This is a genomic window from Nonlabens spongiae (assembly GCF_002117125.1).
Taxonomy (GTDB): Bacteria; Bacteroidota; Bacteroidia; order Flavobacteriales; family Flavobacteriaceae; genus Nonlabens; species Nonlabens spongiae.
This window is the reverse complement of record NZ_CP019344.1, coordinates 896,160-917,619: the sequence shown is the minus strand read 5'-3', so window position 1 is coordinate 917,619 and position 21,460 is coordinate 896,160. Positions and strand designations below refer to the sequence as shown.

Genomic DNA, 21,460 nt, shown 5'->3' with positions numbered 1-21,460 from the left:
TCAGTCCTGTGTCAAAAACCCCTGCACTTGAGTGCAGGGTGGTTAAGTTAATCAAGGTCTAGATTATTATTCACATATTCAAACGGTATTTTTTCTTGTTCGAGTCGCCAGTTGTTCTCTTTCAGTATATTGTAGAGTTCTTGTTCATCACTTGTCAAGTTAAGTTTTGCTGAGATATTTGTTGGTGTACCATTATCATATTCAAAATGCTTATCAAAGGTTTGCTTATCCATCAAAACACTTTTTGAATGAGGAAAGTAGCCCCTGAATTGGGATAAAATTTCAAAGCCTTGAACATCTATATCTCCCCAATAGTGTAAATCTATTACGTTGAACCATTCCACATTTTTTAAATTAATAATACTGTATCCACTACCAAATATTGCAATTGTATCACTCATTTTCGGAAGAGTTAGTATTGTGTAAAGGGTTGTTTTGTTTTCCACAACCAATACTTTTCTTATTGGCAAATCCATTATTTCAAATTGACTAACTGGAATAGCTATGTCATCAAGTCCTGAGAAGAATTTATGACTTATCTTTTTGTCGAGTACCTTAAACCGAATTTGTGGTTCGGCAAATTTCAAGTTAAATCTTTTCTCAAATAATTTTTCCTCTGTTTTGATATGCTCTGAAATAAGAATATCAAGTAATTCCCTAATTACAGCTTGATTTCTTTCCAAAAATTTTGTGTGAACCTTTATAGGCAGCTCTCTTATGTACAAATTTGGTTTGGGATTTTGTTTGAAGTATTGACATACTTTCAAAATACTTTCCCAATCGGCTTGATTGGCGATTACCTTCTTTGGATTTTTAATTAACCAAACTTTTAAATCTGGGAATGTTTCAAGGGTAAACTTTGTGCTTTTACAGAATAACTCAACTTCATTTTTTCTACCTAAAAACTTCAAAAAGTCATTTTCGGTTTCAAAGAATATTGAGGTAGGTAATGTTTGAAATCCTAATGATTTAGTTTTTACATTTTGAAATTCCAATGAGTATCCAAAGCCTATTTTTTCCTTTGATTGGCTGATAATTAGCTGGATTTCTTTTTCAAATTCAGGAAATGAAGTTTTGGTGTACGACTTATCACCGCGAATAACCAATTTTTCAAAGGGCTTGTTGTCAACTAATTGTTGAAGGAAGGAAACATATTTTCTTTCTGCTTTTTTCTTTATTTCCTGAGGCGTAATCATTGCAATATGTAATTCGCTTTTTGTTCTTGAAATTGTTCAATAGGCATATCGTATAACCAAGAATGTCTCTCTTCCTTACGTTCTACAAAGTGAACGAATGAAATATCGTTTTCAACGATGTGAATATTATCACTTGGTGTAACCACCAATAATTGCAAATGAAGTTGCTTACATAGAGTTACTAAATATCTTGCTTTATCTTCATCTTGTGCTTTAAAGGCTTCGTCAATAGCAATAAATCGGAATGAATTACTTTGTAATCCTTCCTTAGTCAGACCAAATTGATAAGCAATTGCAGAGCCTAGAATTGTATAAGTAAGTTGGGCTTTCTCTCCACCAGAAAGCTGTCCCATAGCCTCATAAGTTTTGAATTTCTGATTAGTTTCTTTGTAAAATTCTTCGGCTTTGTAGTTGAACCACGAACGAACATCCATTACTTTTTTTCTCCAATCTTCTTTATCTAACTTTTCTATAAAGGGATGAATGTGATTGTTAAAGTGATATTCTCTTCCTTCAATTGTTTTCTCCATTTGATAGACATTAGGAACGGCTTCTTCCAATAGTCTTCTAAATTCTTTTACTTCATCATTGATTTTATTCGGTGCTACAAGTTGTATAAAAGTCTTTGGACTTTTTTTAAAATCAATAGCTTTTAGCGAATCGTTCAGATGCCTAATGTTTTCCTTGATGGTATCCGACCAGTTTTCAAAGAACATTCTAAAATCACCAACTTTATTGGTGATGGTTTCCTGTAAATAATCATTAAATTTCTTTTCAAATTTTGGAAGATTATCCTTTTCTAATCTTTCCAAAAACTTTTGATACTCGCTGATAAATTCTAAGTGAGTTGATTCGGGCAAAGCATTTACATCAGAACGCCAGTCTTTGTATTTGCTAGTAATAATTTCAGTCGGCTGTTTAAAGGCATTTATTTTTACACTGACTTCCCGTTCGTTTTGTTGCTTTTGTTTATTTAGCTCAGCTGTTTTTCTTGAATTTTCGTCCTGGAAATTTTTGCGTCTTGCTTCAAAATCCGCATAATCAATATTCAACAAATTGGGATTTTGACTTTCAAACGCTGATGTATCAATATTTCCCAAAGGCTCAAAAATGGCTTTATTGTCCTTTATTGATTTTTCAACATCTTTTTGTTTTTCTTCCGTTTTAAAAATATCCCTGCTCTTGTTCGCTATATCAACTTCCGAAAGTTGCTTCAACTTAACCTGCACATCTTCCAACTGCTCTTGCAATTTCTTAACTCGGTCATTTGTTTTTTCTAACGCTTCTTTCTGTTCCGTCTTTTCTTGAATGTCACGCGCGTAAGATTGCCAATCTATATCATCATACTTATCAAACTTGGAAAACAGATTGTGGCACTCATCTTTGAATGTTCCTAAATTTGTTATTTCAGAAATTTTACTTGCAATCGCCCTTTTGTTTTCGGTTTGTTGGTTTTGCAGATTGCTCAATTCTTTCTTTAAAGCCGCGATTTTCTCTTTATTATCCCAACCCAAAACATAATTCTCTTTTCTCGAAATATGTGGTCGGTCGTCTTTTTCGTGTTTTCCTTTCCTGAATTTTATTAAGCCGTTTTGCGTAATTGCCATTTTTGAATGGCGTTCAAATTCTGAAAGATTATCCACACAAGTAAAATTGAATTGAGCTTCCAAATAATTCTCAATCCATGCATCATACTGCGTTTTGGGTTTTATTTCAATTTTATTGACTAAGGAATTTTCGTTAATCTCCTTATGTCGCATACTTTTGAGATAATCCTGCTGTTCGTACTTGTCGTAACGAATTCTACCTCTCAAATCATTGTTGTTCACATACTGATTTACTTTTGAGTAGTATTTTGGCGGAACAATTAGACGCAAAGCAAAATTGTGAAGTACTTTTTCAATAGAAGATTCCCAAGCCAATTCATCTTCCTTTACTTTAATCAATTCACCAATAAAAGGAATTTCTTCTTTAGTAGCTCCAATACTTGAAATAAGTTCTTCTCTGATATCCGCTACTCGTCCAGCAATGTTATTTTTATTTTTTTGAAGAGTTCGAATAGTATTTACTATATCTTCTGTATCCTGTTTTAGTTTATCTTCATTGTTTTCTAATGAACGTAAACTTTTATTTTCAAAATCAATATTTTGTTGTGTGCTTTGCTTTAACCGTTTTGCTTTTTCTCGGTTTTCAACAAAGGCTTCTTCACCTGGACTAGTAGGTAACTTAATTTTTTGAGCGATGCCGTTGTAATCTTCAAGCTTGCCACTTCTTAAAGTTTTGCTTTTTTCTAACCTTGAAATTTCTGCTTTTAGTTTTTCGATTTGATTACCAACTTCGTCAGATTTTATTTGAACTGTCAAATCGGTCTCCTGGTTTTTGAAATCAGTTTCTTTCTCCCTTAATTCGATTAATTCATCATTCAATTTTTGCAGTTCTGCTTTGCATTTTTCGAATTCTTTTTCACCCAACTTAAAACTTTTATGGGCAAACCAATAAACAGCCGTTTCTTTTGATTGCCCTAATTGGTTCAAGTTTTCCTGAATTTCAATCAGTTTGTTAGCAAGCTCATTGATAGGTTTAAGCTGTTTGATTTGCTCTTTGGCTTTTTCAATGTTGGTTTTCGCATCCATTAAAGTCAGAAAGCTCTCTTTTAATTCAATAAACGCTTCTTCTGGATTTTTGCCATTCTCTGTGTATTCTTCCAACATATTGGTTCTGACAAACTCATCTAAATCTTCCAAGATTTTCACCCCAACAACTTGGTTGAATAAACTCAAAGCTTTTGTAGAACGCATTCCGAAAAGATGTGACATTCGTTTTGCATAAGCAGTTGGGCCATCCATAAATTCAATTTTCCGTTTGGACGTATTCGAATTGTAGATCTTATCCAATCGCTTTTTCCAATTTCCCTTGCCATCAAACTGACTGAAATCTTTTTCTATTTCAAGAGGAATATGAGCAATACCGAATTGTCTTCTGAGTTCGTTGTTCGAAAACCAACGGACTTGAAATAATGTGATTTTCTTTTCATCCGTATTTTTAAAGTGAGCAAGAATTACAGAATAAGCGCTTGTGTCACGCAACTTTTGTGTGGAAGTAGAAGTTTTTCCTTCTTCTTGAATGTTTCCGTAATGCCCTAAAACATAAGTTTCTTCTGTGCGATCGCCTTTTTTCTCAACACCTGAAGACTGATTATAAAAACGGTCTCTTTTAGCTGGAACTATCAAGGTTAACAGAGCATCTATAAATGTGCTTTTTCCAGAAGCGTTTGCACCGGTTAAAAGAGAATTATTCCCTTGGGGATTTATTCTAAAAACTTTTTCATCAAAGGTTCCCCAATTAAAAACTTCCATATATTGAAGTCTGAAACCTGCTTTATCCGAACTTGTGCTAAACAGACTGAACATACGCTTGTAGCTTTGTTTTAAATTCTTGTAATATATCAGGGGTGATTTTTTCCTTGATTATTCGGTGTATCTGATATTTTGTTTCGTTGTCTTTTTTGCTGACTTCTTTTAAGTAGCCTAATTCAACTACTTTTTTTATGAGGTTGTCCAAATCTTTTTGAAATTTCAATTTGTTGTAGCCTTCTTGCAAGAAGAGTTCTAATTCGTCTTTAATTTCGGCATCGGTAATAAATTTTTCCACAGCCAGTTGTGTCGGATTACTATCAAATTCTTCTAAACTTTGTCTTAAAACTACAAGTACAATCGATGTTTCAAATCCAATTTGTCGTCTTTGAACTAAGCCAAGTGTTTTTCCTTCGTTGTCTTCAAATTGTTTTACAAACGCAAACCCATCGTCTTTTTTTACAATGAGTTCTAATCCTATTTTACTGATGTATTCTTGGATTTCAACTTGATAATTGATTATATCGTCCCACACGCTTGAAGAACGTTCGACAACGCCCTTCAGCAACTTTACAATTGCTTTGCTATATGGAGTTGTATTTTGCTCTAAAGTGCTCATTTGGTGAAAATAATTTCAGGGATTCGTATTTGTTTGTTGTTTTCAGAATCAAAAACAATACTTTGGATATTATCAGGGCTGATATAGTGTTTAAAGTCTTTTACAATGCCTATGTATCCAAACAATTCGGACAGCCCTTTTTCAAGTCCTCCGTAAATTTCAACTATATCTAAAAGAGAGGTTTGTGATTTTTCATTCAAAACATCATAAACTCTTTTTCGCAACAAAGCTTTGTCAATGTTTGATCGTGAAAACAACTTACCTAAATGCTCGGACGAAATAATACTTTCATTCGCAATTTCTGGTTTACTTGTATATGTAAATTCTTCGCTTTGTTCTGTTGTTAATTTTCGTTCAAACGGAATGTTGATTTCGATTTCCATTTCTAGTTCAAACGAAGTTTCAAGTTTTCTTTTTGTTTTGCTTATTGATACAAGCTGTTTCTTTATTTCTTGAATGATGGTTTTAGTGGCTTCCGGTTTTGAACTTTCACTTTCACGAATAATACGGCTTAATTTTTCAGCCATTTTATCGTTGGCTTTATAGACCTTTTGACCTGAATTGTGAAGATGTCTTTTCATTCCTTTTAAAAACGGGTCATTTACAGAAATTGATTTTTCTTCTAAAGTTCTATACAATTCCTTGGTTAGAATTTCCCATTGGTTTTGCAAGTCAGGATTTAGAATGAATGACCAAAATGCATAAAAGCTTTTTCCTTGCTGACTACTTTTCAGTTCATCCAAAGCATCAAAGGTAAATTCCAAGATATCGCTTTTGGTTAAACTACCCTCAGCGTGTTTTTGATAAATCCCCTTTGTGATTTCTTTGAAATTATCTTCAACCTCTTTAAAATCAGATAATAATTCTTTGGCTGATTGATTGATTTGATTAAAGCGAGGAACAATTTCAAACTCTTCGAACACCTTTACATCTTCTCCAATTTTTATTCTCTGAATTTGCTGTTCAATTTCTAATTTCTTTTGTTCCAATAACTGAATACGTTTTTCAGCATCTTCATTGGTAAATTCAACCAATTCTTTCAATTGATTTAAAATGTTGTTGAATTTTGATTCAGTCCCAACAAATTCCTCTTTTTTTAAACTTTCCAACCAGTCTATCGTTTTTCTTGAATGTGCTGAAAGTTCATAAAAAACCTCTCCTTGTTCATCAGGATAATTAGCTAAGAAGCCTTTGTTTGTCCAATGACGTATATATTTTTTTGCCTTTTCTTCATAAGTGTCAAAAACGTTGATTTCACTATCCTCATCATTTTCAACTTGTTTGTACTCTAAGAAATCAGCTAATTGTATTTGAATATTATCTGACGAAATTGTGCTTTGTCCACTTAAAAAGGTATTTGTAAGAAATTCAATAATCATTTCTCGGTTTCGCAATCGCAAAAGTTCAACACTCGGTGAGTTGTTTAATGATTCTAATATTTTTGAGTTTCCATTCATATATTATCCTACAAATATTACAAGCAGGCTGGTTTATAATTCAAACGGGATTAAAAACATAAAAAAAAGTCGAGTGCAGTTTTCGTTTTAGTTTCGTTTCAAAAATAAATATGGGATGATGATAAAAATACTTATTTATATCATACAATTTAAAAATGACAGGTCATTGATTCGATAAAATGATTTTCTAATGTTTGATTATAAAAAAGCTGAACATTCAGATAACCTTTCTATCACCCCTTCTTCATCATCCTAAAAGAAAACCAGCCGAGAACTCCAATAATTAAAGCCATCACGATCCAGAGCCAGGATTGATTTTCAAAGAGTGGGGAAGCGGTTTTGGATTTTTGTTTTGAGATGGTTTGTTCGTTGCCCAATTCTAAAATAGAAAGGTCTTCAGGAATCTTGTTGTCAAAACGCTGTATGTCGTAATACGGTGATGAGGCATCCTGATTTCCGTAGGTGAGGAAATAGGTGGCTTCTTCGGTGAAACGGGCGATCATTTCCTTAAAAGGACCTTGAACCTGTATTTCTTCAATGTTTAGGGGTTGATTATCTTGGTTATCAATGATGATTTTTAATCGCTGGGCGGTGACATCGGGAAAGGTGAATGTATTCTCTTCTAGCGAATTCAAATTGTCTCTGGTGAATATGCGGTAATTATAATGCCAGCCTTTTTCGGTTTTGACGCTGTCGGTGAGGTATTTGATGGCCATGGAACGATAATAATCAAAGTCATCTGAAACCTTGAGCTTTATCTCACTTACACGCACCGGCATTTTGAGTTCTACGTCAATCTCAGTTTGCTGGGTGCGTATATTTTCTTTGACTCGGTATCTTTTCAGCTGGTAATTTCGTTTTTTACCTTTGACATCTTCATTTTGGGTGATGCTCGCATTTTTTAGATCAGGCTGTTGCTCACTTTTTGCGAGAAGCCTGAAATACTGATATTTCGCGGAAGCGAAATCCAACTCGGTAAATTGAAAATCGGTTTGAGTATTTCTAATGGATAAGATCCTTTGATCTTCTACGATCTTGAACCATTCTTGCTGGTCTTGGCTGCCTTCCAGCGTGACTCGCCAATCAAAATTTTCCTGAGCAAAATCCAGATCGATGTGGTTAACGGGCTTGCTGGTGGGTATTTTGAACGTGAAATAATAGCCGTTTTCATTTTCTGAAACGTTCAAGGTCTCAAAGGTAACTTTTTTGCTGATGTTCTGATCTCGTGTAGTGAGCAACAAATAAGGCACCTCGATGATTTTACCATCATCCTTGACTCCATATATTCTAAGATCAAGTAGATCCTTTGAAGCTTTGCCGAAAACCTCATCAGACAATACAATCTTATGCCATGTTTCAGAAATACCGCTGAGCTCTCGTTTGTAATCGTAATCATGCATCTGACCGTACGACCACGAACTGAAAATGCTGAAAATTAAGAGGTAAAGAAGACTAGTCTGCTGCTTCATCGGTAATGTCGTTCTTGAATTTGTGGTATAAAAAGGAAATGATGAGCAGTAAAACGCCCAGAGAAACAAATACGATCGTTTTGTCAATGGTATCCAGATGCGAGATGTCGTAGAAAAAGAGTTTGACCAGCGTCAAACCAAATAAACTGATCGCACCGATTCTCAAATACTTTTTCTTTTTCCAAATTCCCAGCGCGATGAGGAGAAGGGAATAAACACCCCAAAGAATACTCAGACCCAGTTTGTAGGATTGCGTGCTTTCCGCAAAGTCGATCCAATGGATGAGTTCGCTACTGGCGATCCACAAAATGGCGACATGAAACAGAAGCTCAAAAGCGATCCTGAAATCACGCAAAACGAATCTGGATTGAAGTAATTTATGGCAAGCTACCAACGTCATCGCCACAAATAGGAATGAGATGTACCTGATGAAGATGTTATAAATTCCTCTATTATAAACCTCCGCTAACTTCTGCTCAAGGTAGCTTTCTCGCAACTCGCTTAAGACATACAATCCCTGAATCAAAAACACAGTCAAGGCAAGGGTAATCAAGCCGAGACTGATGGTTCCTAGCAGCGAGCTTTTTAGCTTTTTCACATTCGCGAAAGCGAGCAAACTCACGAATAATAAAGAATAATTAATGATCCAGATTTTTCTATATTCACGTAAATCAAAATTCCAATGAAACTGAGACCATATCTCGCCCTCAGGAGTAGCGGCTAGATAAGAGTCGGCATACAACTGATTCCAATAATTAGCAATTTCAAGGCGGAAGGTGTTGTACAGCGCAAACAGCAAAATGCCCGGCAGCACAAATGAAGCAAGTTTTGAAATGCCTCTGTATTGCGCAATTGCAGAGCCATAACTTTTGTCACGATCCAGTTTATTGATAAAAGCAAAAGCGGCAACAAACAAAATACCCGTCAGGAAATGGATGTTTTGCAGGGGGGTGATTCTGTTTTCAGTATCTGTCGGATAAAAACTGTGATAAGCATTCAACCAGTCGTGAGCTAGGCTCAAAAACGCGAGAACCATGAGCGGATACGATAATTTCTCGTAGACAGGCACCTTCTTAGTCCTACCGATCCAAAATAGCAACGCAGCCTCACCCGCCCACAACAAAGTCACCCAGTTGCCGTCGAGCTGTACGGGAACGGCGATGGTGATAAAAACCAGCACCAGTCCAGAAATAAGGTAAAACAGATTCCGGTCGGCTAGCTTTTTACGGTAGATGATTATACCTACCACAAAATGGATCAGGGCGTTGCATAGCGTGAAGAATCCGAGTAAATGCTTACCGGTCTCGTGATCGCTGAGAATCCCATAACCGATTCCGTAAAAAATGAAGGAGTTCAATAAGATCAAGATGATGTCTTGATATTTGAAAACCTCCTTGCGCAACAGCTTGTACGCCAAAAATGTAAGATAAAAAGTCAAGAAGAACAGACTCGCGAAAATCATGGCGAGCCAAAAATGCTCTTCTAGTCGGTAAGAATTGGCCAACCAAGCCAAGTAAATAAGCCATGACAGCCCAAAAGAGGTATAATACAGCAGTTTCCAATATCTTTTAAAGGCAATGACCAGAATCCCCACGTTGATCATCGTCACATAAGAAAACAATATGGCTGCGCGACCAGAGCCATCACTCAGCAGAAAAGGGACGGCATAAGCACCCACCAGCCCTATGTGGGCAATCACCTGCCGATTGTAATGGATCGCCGCGAGCACGGTAAACGCCGTGAAAACCACCATGAGAACAAACGCCATGAGCTGGGGCAGGAGCGCATAAAGATCATAGGCCGCATAGGTGATAAAATATAAAATCGCCATGGCGCCACTCACGAGAACCGCGCTGTAATTCTCGTAGTTTTTCTTCAGTTTGATCCCAAATCCCAAAAGCCCCAAACCAGCCACATAGCCCAAAACAATCCTGGTAAGCGGGCTGATCAGGTCGTGCTCGATCGAGTATTTTGCACCTATCGCCACACCTATCACCGTGATCACGATACCTATCTTATTGATCAGGTTTTCACCCACAAACTTCTCAAGATCCGACTTTCTCTTAGGGCGTTTTTCCCTAACGCGTTGAGCCTTTCTTGTAAGAACCTTTTCTTTGAGTTTTCCGCTTCCGCGAAAGCTAGGCTGCGAAGAAATCTCTTTATTTAAAATTTCGTGACTGGAATCAGTGACTGATGAATCTTTTTGAATTTCGGTAGTTTCAAAATCCTGAGCTTGATCTTGAGTGCGGAGCTGGTCAATTTCTCTTCTCAACGCGTTGATTTCTTTGTAGAAATCGTTCTGCTTGCTGAGAAGAGCGTTTAGTTTGTTATAAAGGTCGTTGATTTTTGATTGGTCGTCGGTCATAAAGCGATTCTAAGGTCACGGGAGATGATTACCCAAAATCATCTACTTGGGGACTAAAAATAGGACATTTAAGTTTATCAGATTAATATGAAAATAAGATAAGGTAGTGGACTCGAGTTTATAGATAATTCACTCACAGCCGGACTGCGTTTCTTTGTTTTTCCACTGGATCCAGTATTCCTGCAAACCTTCAGGAGTGTTTTTCAAATCGCTGATAAATAAACTATGCCCTGGCAGGGTCACGTTTTGGAGTTCCGTTTTTCTGCGATTCAATGCAGGTCTGTGGTTCCAACCGCCCACGTGGTCAAATGAGGTAAAGGCGTCACAAGGCGCACCCACGTCAGAAAACGGAATCTTGAGTTGGTAAGTGACCGTCCCGCTTCCCATGCCATCGGTAGACATTTCAATCGCCGCAAAGTCCACTTTTTTATATTGTTCTGAGCGATACAGTTCTTTCAATTTATCGCCCACGGCAGCACTCATGCGATTTGAGAATTGGTGTGCAACGTCCCTACCTTCGGCAAATTCTGGACCTTGATACACACCTTCACAGCCCGATTCATCGCAAAGAATACCGTTATTAGGTTTACTCATTTCAAGGGTCTGTTGCTGATTTTGGTTTATGCAATTGCACACAAGCAGTTGCAGTATCACCATTAAAGTTTTGATTTTCATGTCGCTTGTTAAAAAGTGGTTCCTGCGGTTAAGATTGATGGTTTTTAAGCTTTCGCGAAAGCGTGCTATCCACTTAACTCAATTTAATTTTGAGTCCCATTTCTTTTTTCATGGTGAGTAGTGCTTCGGCATTACCTCTTGCGTCGTCTACAGGATGGTGGGTGTGTTTCGTCTTCCTCAAGTGTTTGAAATTTTTAAACGTGTCCTGAACCAGCCCTTTGTATAAACTTCCCAGGTTCTGAGAACTGAATCCAAATGGGTTTTTACCCGTGAAGTGATGAAAGTACCAGCAAATGAACATCCAGTCAAATCCATTATTGTCGCTTATGAAAATGGGTCTGTCCCTGCAATTTTGAGAAATCCATTGGGAAAAGTTTTTTATGACGACTTTAGGCTCGTCAAACTTCATCGTTTCTTCACGACTAAAGCCAGAAACCGCCAGCGCCTCTGGAATCCACTGTTCTGAAATAGGCTTGAGTGTTCCGTAAAACGTCTTGTCCAGATGATCATTTACGATCACCGCTCCAAATGAAATCATGGAATAGTCACCCGGTATGGGACCATCACTCTCAATATCTACCATTATATAAGCCATAAGGTTTCAGTTTTACTCTTTAAATCGGTTACTGTTCAGATGTTGCTTTGCTTTGTTTTTTACTTTTTTAGTGATTCCATTTTTGTAAAATTTCATGATTATTTCTCGGGTGATATCCTTATGGTCCAGCAGTACGTTTTGGATTCTGGCGTTTCCGTTTTCTAAAATACTTTTAACCAACTCGTTTGTAACTCCGCCCTTTATTAATTCTAAACGATAGCTTTCAGAAGGCTCTGATATCACTCCTCTTTTGATCGTTATTCTTTGATCTTCATATGCAGGAAGTGTTCGCATTAATTCTTCTAGCTTTAGGACAAGCTCTATTCTCGATGCAGTTGAAAAAGTCAAGTATGGATTTTCCCAATCCGGATCGTGGTCAAATTCATTGGTTTTAGGATTGAAATTTTCTACAAAATTGAGAACGACTAGTTTGTATTTTCCATTCAGGTCTCTTTCTGGTCTCCATTCTACATCAATGATTTTGAGCCTGCTAACATTTACGAGCATCAAGAGACTGGAACCTTCAAAATAACCTTCAAAACCCTTAATTGGATCCACTTCATAAAGCTGATTGTATGTCATGAGCCAGCCGGCTTCTATTCTTAGTGGTTGAAGATTCATCTAGTTTTTTGTGAAGGTTGTTTAGTTGTTACGTCTCGGCTATGCGTAGTTGCATGGGTTAGCACTTAACTTTGTAAGCACCGCAAACTGAAAATCCGCGAGGATTTTCAGAAGTAGGCGAGACCCAGCAATTACTTATAGCCATCTTAAGTTTGATTTCAGTTAATTTTATTAGATAAACCAGAAAGAACAAAAGAGAGGATTAAGGTCAATATAGCCAGAGGAACTTTAGATTCCGTCAACATTGATGATCACCTCTCTTTTCCACTTTTAGTTCGTTCAGTTCTGTGAGACCTTTGGATCTCGTTTTTAAGTTGTTGAAGCCTAGGTGGATCGTTCTTTCCCAATTAAATATCTATGGATAAATATAGTAAAATCCACGGTGTGGATATCAGTAAGGATTTCTTTGATGTAATTGACGATCTGGGCAACCACTACCAGTTTGACAACAGCCTGAATGGTTTCAGGAAGTACCTCAAGACATTGGACGCTGAGAGCCTTGTTGTCATGGAGGCGACGGGCTATTACCACTATCTGCTGGCTCAGTTCCTGCACGACTCTGACATCGCCGTCTCGGTAGTCAATCCATTGTCGGTAAAGCGTTTTCTGCAGATGAAGCTTACCAAGGTAAAGACCGACAAGAGCGATGCAATGGGCATCAGGGACTATGCAATGGTCAATGAGGTTCCGCTCTACGATGGCAAGGGAGCCGTACAGGCGGAATGTCTACAATTGCTGGCCCTGATGGACATCTACCTCAAACAGCGCACTCAGGTCAAAAACAAGATCCACGGAGAGAAGGTACTGGGCACGCCTTCAAAAGCGGTGTTTGGTTCCTTAAAAAGAACCTTGAAGATGCTGGACAGGGAACTGGTCTCGCTCAACGAGCGCCTATTGTCGCTGGTCAAGCAGGATCAACAGGTACAGCTTACCAATCTTAAGAGCATACCTGGTCTGGGCGATAGGACATCTGCGCTGTTGATCGTACTCACAGAGGGCTTTACCAAGTTTGACAACGCCTCACAGCTGCGTAACTATGCCGGCATCACACCCACGATAAGGCGGTCTGGCAGCAGCATAAGGGGTAGGAGCAGAATAAGCAAGGTGGGCAACCGAAAGCTTCGTAACCACTTGTTTTTGTGCGCTTTCTCTGCAAGTAGACACAACAAGGCATGTAGGGAGCTCTACGAACGTATCACGGCCAAGGGCAAGAGCAAGAAGTTGGCACTTATCGCCGTATCCAACAAACTATTGAAACAGGCATTTGCCATTGCAAAATCCGGCCTGCCCTATGACGATGGCTACGTTTCCCGTCTGGTCAAGGAGTAGAAATGAAGTTAAAAAATACTGGTGGTGTTGATGGCTTGTTGGACTGGAGGCAAACCTGATAGGGTTTGTCCCATTTCAACAATGCCACGTAGCCGGATCGTGCCTAAAATTAACGAGTAATTTGCTTGGTTTTAAACTCAGTTCTTTGTTGTAAAACGTTTTTTATTCAGTTCCAATTACTATCGGAATTTGTGATCTAACTTCTTTTTCATTCACACAAGCAGGATACCATTCGGATAATTCAATCAGCAATTTCTTGACTTGACTTTGAGTTTCATCATTCCATTGCCCAAAATTCCCGAAAAATCTAAAAGGTTCTTTTTCTATTTTTCCATTTTCGTTAATTACTACATAAGCCTTTATTTTCTTTGGTTTATATCCTGCGATATTTTTTATTTTTTCAGTCAGAATTTTATAGTCAGATTTTAACAAAGGCATTTTATCTGGTCGCAAATAAACTCCGTTCTCATTGGTTATTCCATAAAATATTTTGTTTTGCTCAAGAGCCCATAAGTAATCTGCGGAAGTTTTGTCAGCTCCTTTAAAAGACTTGAATTTGCCTTTAAAGGTATCTGTTTTTGTCAAAGAATCGTTATAAAAATGTTGAATTTCTATAATGTAATTTCCACGTAATCCGTTTAATTTTTTGAATGGGTTTTGGTTTAAGGTCAGTTTTACATTTTTAACATTATAAGTTCTTATGTTATCTAAATCTATGACATCAGTCCAATAATTATATGTTGTTTCTACTATTTCCAGATTCTTGTTAATCTTGAAAGAGATGTCATTTCCAGTAAAACCAGAACTATAGCTGTTTTTGATTTCTAAAATTGAATTTGATTTTAATTCAATTTTTAAACTTTCAAAGTCATTTTTTGGATTTCCAATGTCGTCAAATCGATTGAATTCATCTTTGATTTCATATTTCACAAGATTTTGGTCAATCGTAACTTTTTCTTTTCCGAAAGCAAAATTTGTAATTAAAATCAGTATGATAAATTGTATTCTCATTGTTTGTTTTAAATGTTTTACAACTAGCGTATATCGGCATAAAAATACTATTTTATGACGTAACTCTGATTTGCCTGCGAGATCCCGTAAACAAAGGAATAAATAGAATACAATCATTTACAAACGACTATAAACGTAAGCAATCCTTTAAAATGCGTTTGCGACTTTGAAACTGTTACACATTTGCACCGTCATACACAAACAAATCAAATCTGATGGCAAGAATATTTTTTTAATCCATACAAACTAATTTATTATGAGCACCATGAACAACAAAGTACAACTGATCGGCAACCTGGGACAAGACCCAGAAATCATCAACCTTCAAGACGGCAAGAAATTAGCTAAATTCTCACTTGCTACGACAGATCGCTACAAGAACAAACAAGGCGAGCAGGTAACGGACACACAATGGCACCGCGTGGTGGCCTTTAACGGCACCGCAAACATCATCGCCAGTTACGTGAAAAAAGGAAATAAAGTAGGCGTAGAAGGCAAGCTGGTCACCCGCGCCTGGGATGATAAAGACGGCAACAAGCGCTACACTACTGAGGTCGTTTGCAACGAGGTCCTTATGCTAGGCGGTAATGATTAATCAAGATTTTTATTTGGATAATGACCCATTTTCTAGAAAGAGAGTGGATTTTTATTTAGATAGGTTTCACCCCACGAGGCGGTGCATTGAGCTGTCACCCTGAGTTTGTCGAAGGGGAGTCGAAATGGAGGGATAGGGTGGGTGTATAGTTTCATGAAAACCGTTCTCGATACTCGTGAAAACCTCTGATTCTCGGTTTTCCCGAACTCGAACTGACAGAGTATCTTCTATTATTCGGACTTTCTATTTACAAAAAATATTACTGAATCAAACTTCTCTCCTTTGGAGGGATTGAGGGAGGCTAGTGCATAAGTGAAAAAAACTACTTCTTCATCGCCTGCAATAAGCGCTGACGTATACGGTCTTTTTCTTCTATCGTGAGCTTAACCCACTTCAGTTTGTTGATGCCACGCTGGAAACGGGCATTTTTCTTGTGAAAATCACGGCATTTTAAACAGTGAGACTTGTGAAGATTATGTCTAAAGCGCTCCTTTGAATTCAGATCGTTATAATGCGCTCGTGTGCTTAGTATGCTTGCGTCATCGCAATTGATGAAAAATCGTCCCATGTAAAACTACTCGTTCTTAAACCATTTAGAATTGAGGCATTCCATAAGCTGCACACGCGCTCTATGGATGATTACCCATAAATTTGACGCAGTGATATCATGCTCCTTACAGATCGTTTCTGTTTCCATATTATCTATGGTTTTCTGGACAAATATAGTGGCATAACGCTCGGGAAGATTGGCAATACATTCATTAATGGCTTCTCCCAGTTCTTTTTGCTCGATATCATCTTCCACATTGGGATTGCGCAAATCCTGTACGCGCTCTTCCATCCAGTCACCATTTTCATCCTTAGAAGTATTCATGTAGCTCATGCGTACTTCAGCTTTTCCTTTGTTGGAATTGATTTTACGATAGTGATCTATGATTTTACGCTTGAGAATAGAGATGAGCCAGGTACGTTCTGTTGAGTTACCCTTAAACCTGTGGGCGCTTTTCAAACCAGCTAAAAAAGTCTCAGAAACGAGATCCTGAGCCTTGATGGCGTCATTTACCCGAGTTATTGTATAATTAAATAAGTAGTCGCTATAGCGATCGACCCATTTTTCTGGAACTAATTTTACATCTGGCACCTTCTTCTCTTTTTAAGCGACGAGTCCCGCTCTTTTCAGCAGGGCGTCTATTTTAGGTTCGCTTCCGCGAAAGCGAGTATATAACAACATAGGATCCTCAGTTCCACCTTTGCTCAGTACATTTTCCCTGAACTTATCTGCGGTTTCCCGATTGAATATTCCTTTCTCTTTAAATAATTCAAAAGCATCTGCATCCAATACTTCTGCCCACTTATAACTGTAATAACCGGCACTGTACCCACCCTGAAATATGTGGCCAAAGGAGGTACTCATGCAGGTACCATCTATATCTGGATACAAATCTGTTTTGTCAAAGGTTTTTCTTTCATAAGCTTTGACATCTTGAATCTCACTAGGGTCTTGACCGTGCCAACTCATATCCAGCATTCCAAAAGACAGCTGTCGCAAGGTTTGCAAACCTTCATTAAAGTTAGCCGCGGCTTTGATCTTCTCAATATATTCTTGCGGTATTAATTCGCCAGTCTCATAATGATGTGCAAAAAGTTCCAGCGCCTCTTTTTCATAACACCAGTTTTCCAGAACTTGACTGGGTAACTCCACAAAATCCCAGGAAACCGAAGTTCCTGAAAGTCCGCGATATTGAGTGTCGGCCAGCATACCGTGCAACGCATGACCAAACTCGTGAAACAGAGTAGTCACTTCATTGAAAGTAAGTAGTGATGGTCGGGTAGAGGTGGGTTTTGTAAAATTACACACATTAGAAACGTGAGGTCTAATGTTTTTACCTTCCTCATGCCACTGACCCTTAAAACTTGTCATCCAGGCACCGTTGCGTTTTCCTTTTCTCGGGAAAAAGTCGCCGTAAAACACCGAGTTGAGCGATCCGTCTTCATTCTTGACGATGTAAGTGATCACATCGGGATGGTACTTTTCGATCTCTTCAGTCTTTTCGAAAGTCAGACCGTATAGGCGCTTTGCAATCTCAAAAACGCCGTCGATTACGTTTTCTAGCTTAAAATAGGGCTTGAGTTTCTCATCATCCAGATCAAACTTCTCTTGCTTCAGCTTTTCAGCGTAATATGCTGCGTCCCACTTTTCCAACCTATTTAGAGTTACGTTGTTTTTATCGGCGTGGTTTTTCGCGAAAGCGGTAAGCTCAGCAAACTCTTTCTCTGCAGCAGGCTTGGCTTTCTCTAAAATATCACTTAAAAAATCAGTCACCATTTGCGGTGATTTTGCCATGCGTTCTTCCAAGATAAAATGCGCGTGACTATCATAGCCCAACAATTGAGCGCGTTCATGTCTCAAGTTGGCAATACGCAACACGTTTTCTTGATTGTCAAACTCGTCCTTATAAGCTTTAGAACTAAAGGCAAGCGACATTTTTTTACGCAGCTCTCGATTATCTGCATAAGTCATAAAAGGAATGTAGCTAGGATAGTCCAGCGTAAAAAGATAACCGTCTTTGTTTTTTGATCGAGCGGCATCAGCGGCAGCCTCCAGAGCACTGTCTGGTAGTCCAGCGAGCAAATCTTTATCTGCAATGTGCATTTCAAAAGCATTAGTAGCCGCGAGGACGTTTTCACCAAACTGTAAAGTAAGCTGACTCAGTTCTTCGTCAATTTTTCGCAGCTTTTCTTTTTCGTACTCGCTCAAATTTGCTCCGTTACGAGAAAAACGCTTGTATTGCTTATCGAGCAAAGTTTTTTGCTCAGCAGTTAATTCTAAGGAATCTTTCTGTTCATAAACTTCTTTTACTCGCTTGAACAGTTGTTCATTTAAAACAATATCATTCCCAAAAGCAGAAAGCTTGGGACTTACCTTTCTAGCGATTTCCTGAATATTATCGTTAGTTTCTGCGTTATTGAGGTTGAAAAAAATGCTTGTTATTCTTCCCAAAGTCTCACCACTACTATCCAAAGCAACAATGGTATTTTCAAAGTTGGGAGTCTCGGCATTGTTGGTAATCTGGTCAATTTCTTCCCTGGCAATTTCGATTCCTTTTAAAATCGCAGGTTCAAAATGGATCTCTCTTATTTTAGAAAACGGTGCTGTGTCCAGTACGGTACTGAACTCTTGTAGCAACGGGTTATTATTCAAATTCATAGACTGTAAAATTAAAATCGAGATGCATGCACCCCTTATAGCGTATTGTTAAACTTTTTGATTAATAGGTTAAACAAACTAGAGAAAGAAGTAACCGTATCCAAATAATAGAATAGCCAGCATCACGTGAAAAATCCCTAAGTAGTTATAACTTCGGTAAGTAAATTGCCGATTGACGATGATGGCCGCAAGAAAGTTGACGGCACCAGCGGTTAGAAAATGCCATTTAATGCCTTGCCTCAGAGTCAGTTCATAAACAAACCAAGCACTGGTAACGATTATAATGCATAGGGAAAAGGCCTTGACCGATCTAGACATTTTTCTTCATCTCCTCTGCAGCTTTGATCACTTTCTGTTTGAGACCTTCTTTATAAGCAATGATCCTATTGATAACTTCGTCATTTTGTGCTCCTAATATTTGGGCTGCAAGGATACCGGCATTCTTTGCACCATTAAGTGCTACGGTAGCTACGGGAACACCGCCAGGCATTTGTAAAATGGATAGAACACTGTCCCAGCCATCGATCGAGTTACTTGATTTTACAGGAACTCCTATTACGGGAAGTGGCGACAGGCTTGCAACCATTCCTGGCAAGTGAGCAGCACCTCCAGCACCTGCGATGATTACGCCTATACCATTCTTATGCGCCTTGCTCCCAAATTCTACCATTTTTTCTGGCGTACGGTGAGCGCTCACTACATCTACTTCGAGAGGAATCTTAAATTCTCTCAGAATATCTATGGCGTCTTGCATCACGGGTAAATCACTCGTGGATCCCATGATTATGGCTACTTTTTTCATCATGATTCAAAGTTAAGCGGTTTATTAAAATACTGGAAGTAGGCAGTAGCATATCTGCCATAAATCTCAAGATTCTGAAATTATTCTTTTTCATATCTTTAGATGGCTAACTCGACATATGCTTATGGAAATTACAACTCAAAAACCACCTGTTAGTTTCTGGATCATTGCGTGCCTAGCCATAGCTTGGAATCTATTTGAGATTTATTTCAGTTCTTTCCAGCTCGATTATCTTGAACAAAACTCGACAGCAGCAGAATTTGAGAAGATCCAGAACCTTCCCTTTTGGTATCTTATCATTTTTATGATCGCTCTATTTTCTGAAATGCTGGGTGCTTTTTTACTCTTTATGAGACGTAAAATATGCGTGAGCTTCTTTTTTGTGGCGATGGTCGCCTTAATTTTTATCGAGTTTTATTGGTTATTCTTTTTCAGTATACGTAAAACGTCGATGATGGTATCGGTGATCATTCCCACGGTGGTGGTTGCTGTCGCCGTGTTTTTGTTTTTCTATAGTCGTTTTGCAAATAGGAAAGGGTGGTTTAAGTGAAAAACTACTTGTCATAGCATCTAAAAGCTCGAAGGAAATATTTGATCGTTTGTATACTCAATTCTGATTATTTCTCGACAAAGCGTTTTACAACAATTTCCCTTGATCCCCATCTAACTCCATACTATCGGGATCATTCTCCATCGCGCGTTTTACCAATTTCTCATTAATAGACTTATTGGCTTTTGCGCCAAGCTTTTTCAAACGCTCCACACGACCTATCAAATTTCCAGAACCATCTGTAAGTTTGTTCATACTGGCAGAGTAGGTTTTTTTCACGGTATCCAACTGAGACCCCACCTTTATCAAATCATCAGAAAGTCCCACGAATTTATCGTACAATGCTCCTGCAGCATTTGCGATATCAATAGCATTGCGTTGTTGTTTTTCAGTTTGCCACATGCTATCTATGGTTCTTAAGGTGGCAAGAAGCGTTGTGGGCGTCACAATCACGATATTTCTGTCAAAAGCCTCGCTGTAGAGCCCACTGTCCTGATTTAATGCAATTGCAAACGCCGGCTCAATGGGAACAAAAAGCAACACAAAATCTGGCGTGTCGATGTCATACAGATCGTGATAGTTTTTATCAGAAAGCTGTTTGACGTGCAGTTTGAGAGCATTGACGTGTTCTCTTAAAAAACGGCTTTGCAGTTCCTCATCCTCCTCATTTACATATCGCTCGTAAGCATTGAGCGAGACTTTTGAGTCAATAATCATTTTCTTCCCACCAGGAAGGTTCACGATCACATCTGGGAATACTGTTTTGCCGTCTTCAGTCTTGAAACTCTGCTGGACAGAATACTCTTGATCCTTACTCAAACCTGATTTTTCCAAAACTCGTTCCAGCACCAGCTCGCCCCAGTTACCACGCATTTTTACATCACCTTTCAGCGCCTTGGTCAGGTTGCTGGTCTCTTTGCTCATTTGCTCGTTCAGCTCTTTAAGTCCTATAATTTGCTGGCGCAGCGCACTCTGCCGGTCGATGGTATCCTTGTGCGTATCCTCAACCCGCTTCTCAAAACTTTTGATCTTCTCCTGCAGCGGATTCAAGATCTGCTCGATATTCTTGCGGTTTTGGTCGGTGAATTTGGTGCTTTTCTCGTCTAAAATCTTGTTGGCGAGGTTTTCAAACTCCTTGGTGAATTTTTCGTTGAGTTTCTCGATCTCGGCTTGTGCTTCAGTGTGTTTTTCTTCCGCTTTCGCGAAAGCGGTACGTTGTTCAGCCAGTAACACATTCAAACGCTCTTTCTCTACCGCCAGCTCTCTCAATTCCAGCTCGCGATTCTCGAGACGTTTCTTGAAATCCTCAATGTTCTCAGACCTTGAGGAAACCTGAGCCTGCAACTGTTCCCGCTCGATCCTCAGCTGATCGCGCTCGTTCTGGGCGTTACTGAGCTCACTTACTCGTTGCTGAAACTGCTCATTTTCTCGCTGGAGCATGCTGTACTTGCTTGAAAATTTGTTTTTGGCAAAAAACCAAGTGATAACGGTTGCAATGATACCGCCTATGATTAGGTAGATTAAAACGTTGAGTTCTTGCATGAAGATCGATTAGAGTTTTCAAATTTGGAGTTCTTCTTTCAATTTTACAAGAATTCTCTAGTACTGTTATCAA

19 protein-coding genes are annotated in these 21,460 nt (G+C 38.5%); 3 read left to right on the top strand and 16 right to left on the bottom strand.

Annotation, left to right across the window (positions count from 1 at the left end; translation table 11 throughout):
• Positions 1–47: 47 nt before the first annotated feature.
• The 9 genes from BST97_RS04180 to BST97_RS04140 form a co-directional block, all read right to left on the bottom strand.
• Positions 48–1,196, bottom strand: a complete 1,149-nt coding sequence (locus BST97_RS04180; RefSeq protein ID WP_085766051.1) for a Wadjet anti-phage system protein JetD domain-containing protein — start codon at positions 1,194–1,196, stop codon at positions 48–50.
• Positions 1,193–4,552, bottom strand: coding sequence for an ATP-binding protein (locus tag BST97_RS04175; RefSeq protein ID WP_245833658.1), 3,360 nt, complete (start codon positions 4,550–4,552; stop codon positions 1,193–1,195). Before BST97_RS04175 ends, BST97_RS04180 begins: the two co-directional genes overlap by 4 nt.
• A gap of 37 nt (positions 4,553–4,589) precedes the next feature.
• Positions 4,590–5,168, bottom strand: coding sequence for a DUF4194 domain-containing protein (locus BST97_RS04170; protein ID WP_085766049.1), 579 nt, complete (start codon positions 5,166–5,168; stop codon positions 4,590–4,592).
• Positions 5,165–6,625 carry a DUF3375 domain-containing protein gene (locus BST97_RS04165; protein ID WP_085766048.1) on the bottom strand — a complete coding sequence of 487 codons (1,461 nt, stop codon included), beginning with the start codon at positions 6,623–6,625 and terminating at the stop codon, positions 5,165–5,167. The genes BST97_RS04170 and BST97_RS04165 overlap by 4 nt, the downstream gene beginning before the upstream one ends.
• A 233-nt stretch (positions 6,626–6,858) precedes the next feature.
• Positions 6,859–8,094, bottom strand: a complete 1,236-nt coding sequence (locus BST97_RS04160) for a DUF3999 family protein (protein ID WP_085766047.1) — start codon at positions 8,092–8,094, stop codon at positions 6,859–6,861.
• Positions 8,078–10,459, bottom strand: coding sequence for a DUF2339 domain-containing protein (locus BST97_RS04155; RefSeq protein ID WP_085766046.1), 2,382 nt, complete (start codon positions 10,457–10,459; stop codon positions 8,078–8,080). The genes BST97_RS04160 and BST97_RS04155 overlap by 17 nt, the downstream gene beginning before the upstream one ends.
• A 129-nt stretch (positions 10,460–10,588) precedes the next feature.
• On the bottom strand, positions 10,589–11,053 hold the full coding sequence (locus BST97_RS04150; protein ID WP_157111425.1) for a hypothetical protein: 465 nt from the start codon (positions 11,051–11,053) through the stop codon (positions 10,589–10,591).
• A gap of 154 nt (positions 11,054–11,207) precedes the next feature.
• Complete coding sequence (locus BST97_RS04145; RefSeq protein ID WP_085766044.1) at positions 11,208–11,729, bottom strand: 3'-5' exoribonuclease domain-containing protein; 522 nt, start codon at positions 11,727–11,729, stop codon at positions 11,208–11,210.
• A 12-nt stretch (positions 11,730–11,741) separates the two neighbouring features.
• Positions 11,742–12,350, bottom strand: coding sequence for a hypothetical protein (locus BST97_RS04140; protein ID WP_085766043.1), 609 nt, complete (start codon positions 12,348–12,350; stop codon positions 11,742–11,744).
• Positions 12,351–12,707: 357 nt separating this feature from the next.
• Between BST97_RS04140 and BST97_RS04135 the strand changes: the two genes are divergently transcribed.
• Positions 12,708–13,679 carry an IS110 family RNA-guided transposase gene (locus BST97_RS04135; RefSeq protein ID WP_085765559.1) on the top strand — a complete coding sequence of 324 codons (972 nt, stop codon included), beginning with the start codon at positions 12,708–12,710 and terminating at the stop codon, positions 13,677–13,679.
• 162 nt (positions 13,680–13,841) lie between these two features.
• On the opposite strand, the gene BST97_RS04130 is transcribed toward BST97_RS04135, so the two are convergent.
• Positions 13,842–14,690 carry a hypothetical protein gene (locus BST97_RS04130; protein ID WP_085766042.1) on the bottom strand — a complete coding sequence of 283 codons (849 nt, stop codon included), beginning with the start codon at positions 14,688–14,690 and terminating at the stop codon, positions 13,842–13,844.
• A gap of 256 nt (positions 14,691–14,946) precedes the next feature.
• Here BST97_RS04130 and BST97_RS04125 point away from each other — a divergent pair, with 256 nt between their 5' ends.
• Positions 14,947–15,285: a single-stranded DNA-binding protein gene (locus BST97_RS04125; protein WP_085766041.1), complete on the top strand. Its 339-nt coding sequence runs from the start codon at positions 14,947–14,949 to the stop codon at positions 15,283–15,285.
• 322 nt (positions 15,286–15,607) lie between these two features.
• On the opposite strand, the gene BST97_RS04120 is transcribed toward BST97_RS04125, so the two are convergent.
• The 5 genes from BST97_RS04120 to purE form a co-directional block, all read right to left on the bottom strand.
• Positions 15,608–15,853 carry a hypothetical protein gene (locus BST97_RS04120; protein WP_085766040.1) on the bottom strand — a complete coding sequence of 82 codons (246 nt, stop codon included), beginning with the start codon at positions 15,851–15,853 and terminating at the stop codon, positions 15,608–15,610.
• Between the two features lie 6 nt (positions 15,854–15,859).
• On the bottom strand, positions 15,860–16,426 hold the full coding sequence (locus BST97_RS04115) for a sigma-70 family RNA polymerase sigma factor (RefSeq protein WP_085766039.1): 567 nt from the start codon (positions 16,424–16,426) through the stop codon (positions 15,860–15,862).
• Between the two features lie 12 nt (positions 16,427–16,438).
• Positions 16,439–18,493, bottom strand: a complete 2,055-nt coding sequence (locus BST97_RS04110) for a M3 family metallopeptidase (protein WP_085766038.1) — start codon at positions 18,491–18,493, stop codon at positions 16,439–16,441.
• A 78-nt stretch (positions 18,494–18,571) separates the two neighbouring features.
• A complete protein-coding gene (locus BST97_RS15735) occupies positions 18,572–18,811 on the bottom strand; it encodes a hypothetical protein (protein ID WP_157111423.1) in 240 nt (79 codons plus the stop codon).
• Positions 18,804–19,295 carry a 5-(carboxyamino)imidazole ribonucleotide mutase gene (gene purE, locus BST97_RS04105; protein ID WP_085768156.1) on the bottom strand — a complete coding sequence of 164 codons (492 nt, stop codon included), beginning with the start codon at positions 19,293–19,295 and terminating at the stop codon, positions 18,804–18,806. Before purE ends, BST97_RS15735 begins: the two co-directional genes overlap by 8 nt.
• A gap of 124 nt (positions 19,296–19,419) precedes the next feature.
• On the opposite strand from purE, the gene BST97_RS04100 reads away from it, so the two are divergent.
• A complete protein-coding gene (locus BST97_RS04100) occupies positions 19,420–19,845 on the top strand; it encodes a hypothetical protein (protein ID WP_157111421.1) in 426 nt (141 codons plus the stop codon).
• A gap of 87 nt (positions 19,846–19,932) precedes the next feature.
• On the opposite strand, the gene rmuC is transcribed toward BST97_RS04100, so the two are convergent.
• Complete coding sequence (gene rmuC / locus BST97_RS04095) at positions 19,933–21,387, bottom strand: DNA recombination protein RmuC (RefSeq protein WP_085766036.1); 1,455 nt, start codon at positions 21,385–21,387, stop codon at positions 19,933–19,935.
• Positions 21,388–21,460 lie beyond the last annotated feature (73 nt).

Coding starts and splice junctions, on each gene's coding strand:
- BST97_RS04165 (WP_085766048.1), bottom strand. CDS start 6,625: ATGAATGGAAACTCAAAAATATTAGAATCATTAAACAACTCACCGAGT.
- BST97_RS04125 (WP_085766041.1), top strand. CDS start 14,947: ATGAGCACCATGAACAACAAAGTACAACTGATCGGCAACCTGGGACAA.
- BST97_RS04180 (WP_085766051.1), bottom strand. CDS start 1,196: ATGATTACGCCTCAGGAAATAAAGAAAAAAGCAGAAAGAAAATATGTT.
- BST97_RS04175 (WP_245833658.1), bottom strand. CDS start 4,552: ATGGAAGTTTTTAATTGGGGAACCTTTGATGAAAAAGTTTTTAGAATA.
- BST97_RS04130 (WP_085766042.1), bottom strand. CDS start 14,690: ATGAGAATACAATTTATCATACTGATTTTAATTACAAATTTTGCTTTC.
- BST97_RS04145 (WP_085766044.1), bottom strand. CDS start 11,729: ATGGCTTATATAATGGTAGATATTGAGAGTGATGGTCCCATACCGGGT.
- BST97_RS04110 (WP_085766038.1), bottom strand. CDS start 18,493: ATGAATTTGAATAATAACCCGTTGCTACAAGAGTTCAGTACCGTACTG.
- BST97_RS04100 (WP_157111421.1), top strand. CDS start 19,420: ATGGAAATTACAACTCAAAAACCACCTGTTAGTTTCTGGATCATTGCG.
- BST97_RS04160 (WP_085766047.1), bottom strand. CDS start 8,094: ATGAAGCAGCAGACTAGTCTTCTTTACCTCTTAATTTTCAGCATTTTC.
- rmuC (WP_085766036.1), bottom strand. CDS start 21,387: ATGCAAGAACTCAACGTTTTAATCTACCTAATCATAGGCGGTATCATT.
- BST97_RS04170 (WP_085766049.1), bottom strand. CDS start 5,168: ATGAGCACTTTAGAGCAAAATACAACTCCATATAGCAAAGCAATTGTA.
- BST97_RS04120 (WP_085766040.1), bottom strand. CDS start 15,853: ATGGGACGATTTTTCATCAATTGCGATGACGCAAGCATACTAAGCACA.
- BST97_RS15735 (WP_157111423.1), bottom strand. CDS start 18,811: ATGTCTAGATCGGTCAAGGCCTTTTCCCTATGCATTATAATCGTTACC.
- purE (WP_085768156.1), bottom strand. CDS start 19,295: ATGAAAAAAGTAGCCATAATCATGGGATCCACGAGTGATTTACCCGTG.
- BST97_RS04155 (WP_085766046.1), bottom strand. CDS start 10,459: ATGACCGACGACCAATCAAAAATCAACGACCTTTATAACAAACTAAAC.
- BST97_RS04135 (WP_085765559.1), top strand. CDS start 12,708: ATGGATAAATATAGTAAAATCCACGGTGTGGATATCAGTAAGGATTTC.
- BST97_RS04140 (WP_085766043.1), bottom strand. CDS start 12,350: ATGAATCTTCAACCACTAAGAATAGAAGCCGGCTGGCTCATGACATAC.
- BST97_RS04150 (WP_157111425.1), bottom strand. CDS start 11,053: ATGAGTAAACCTAATAACGGTATTCTTTGCGATGAATCGGGCTGTGAA.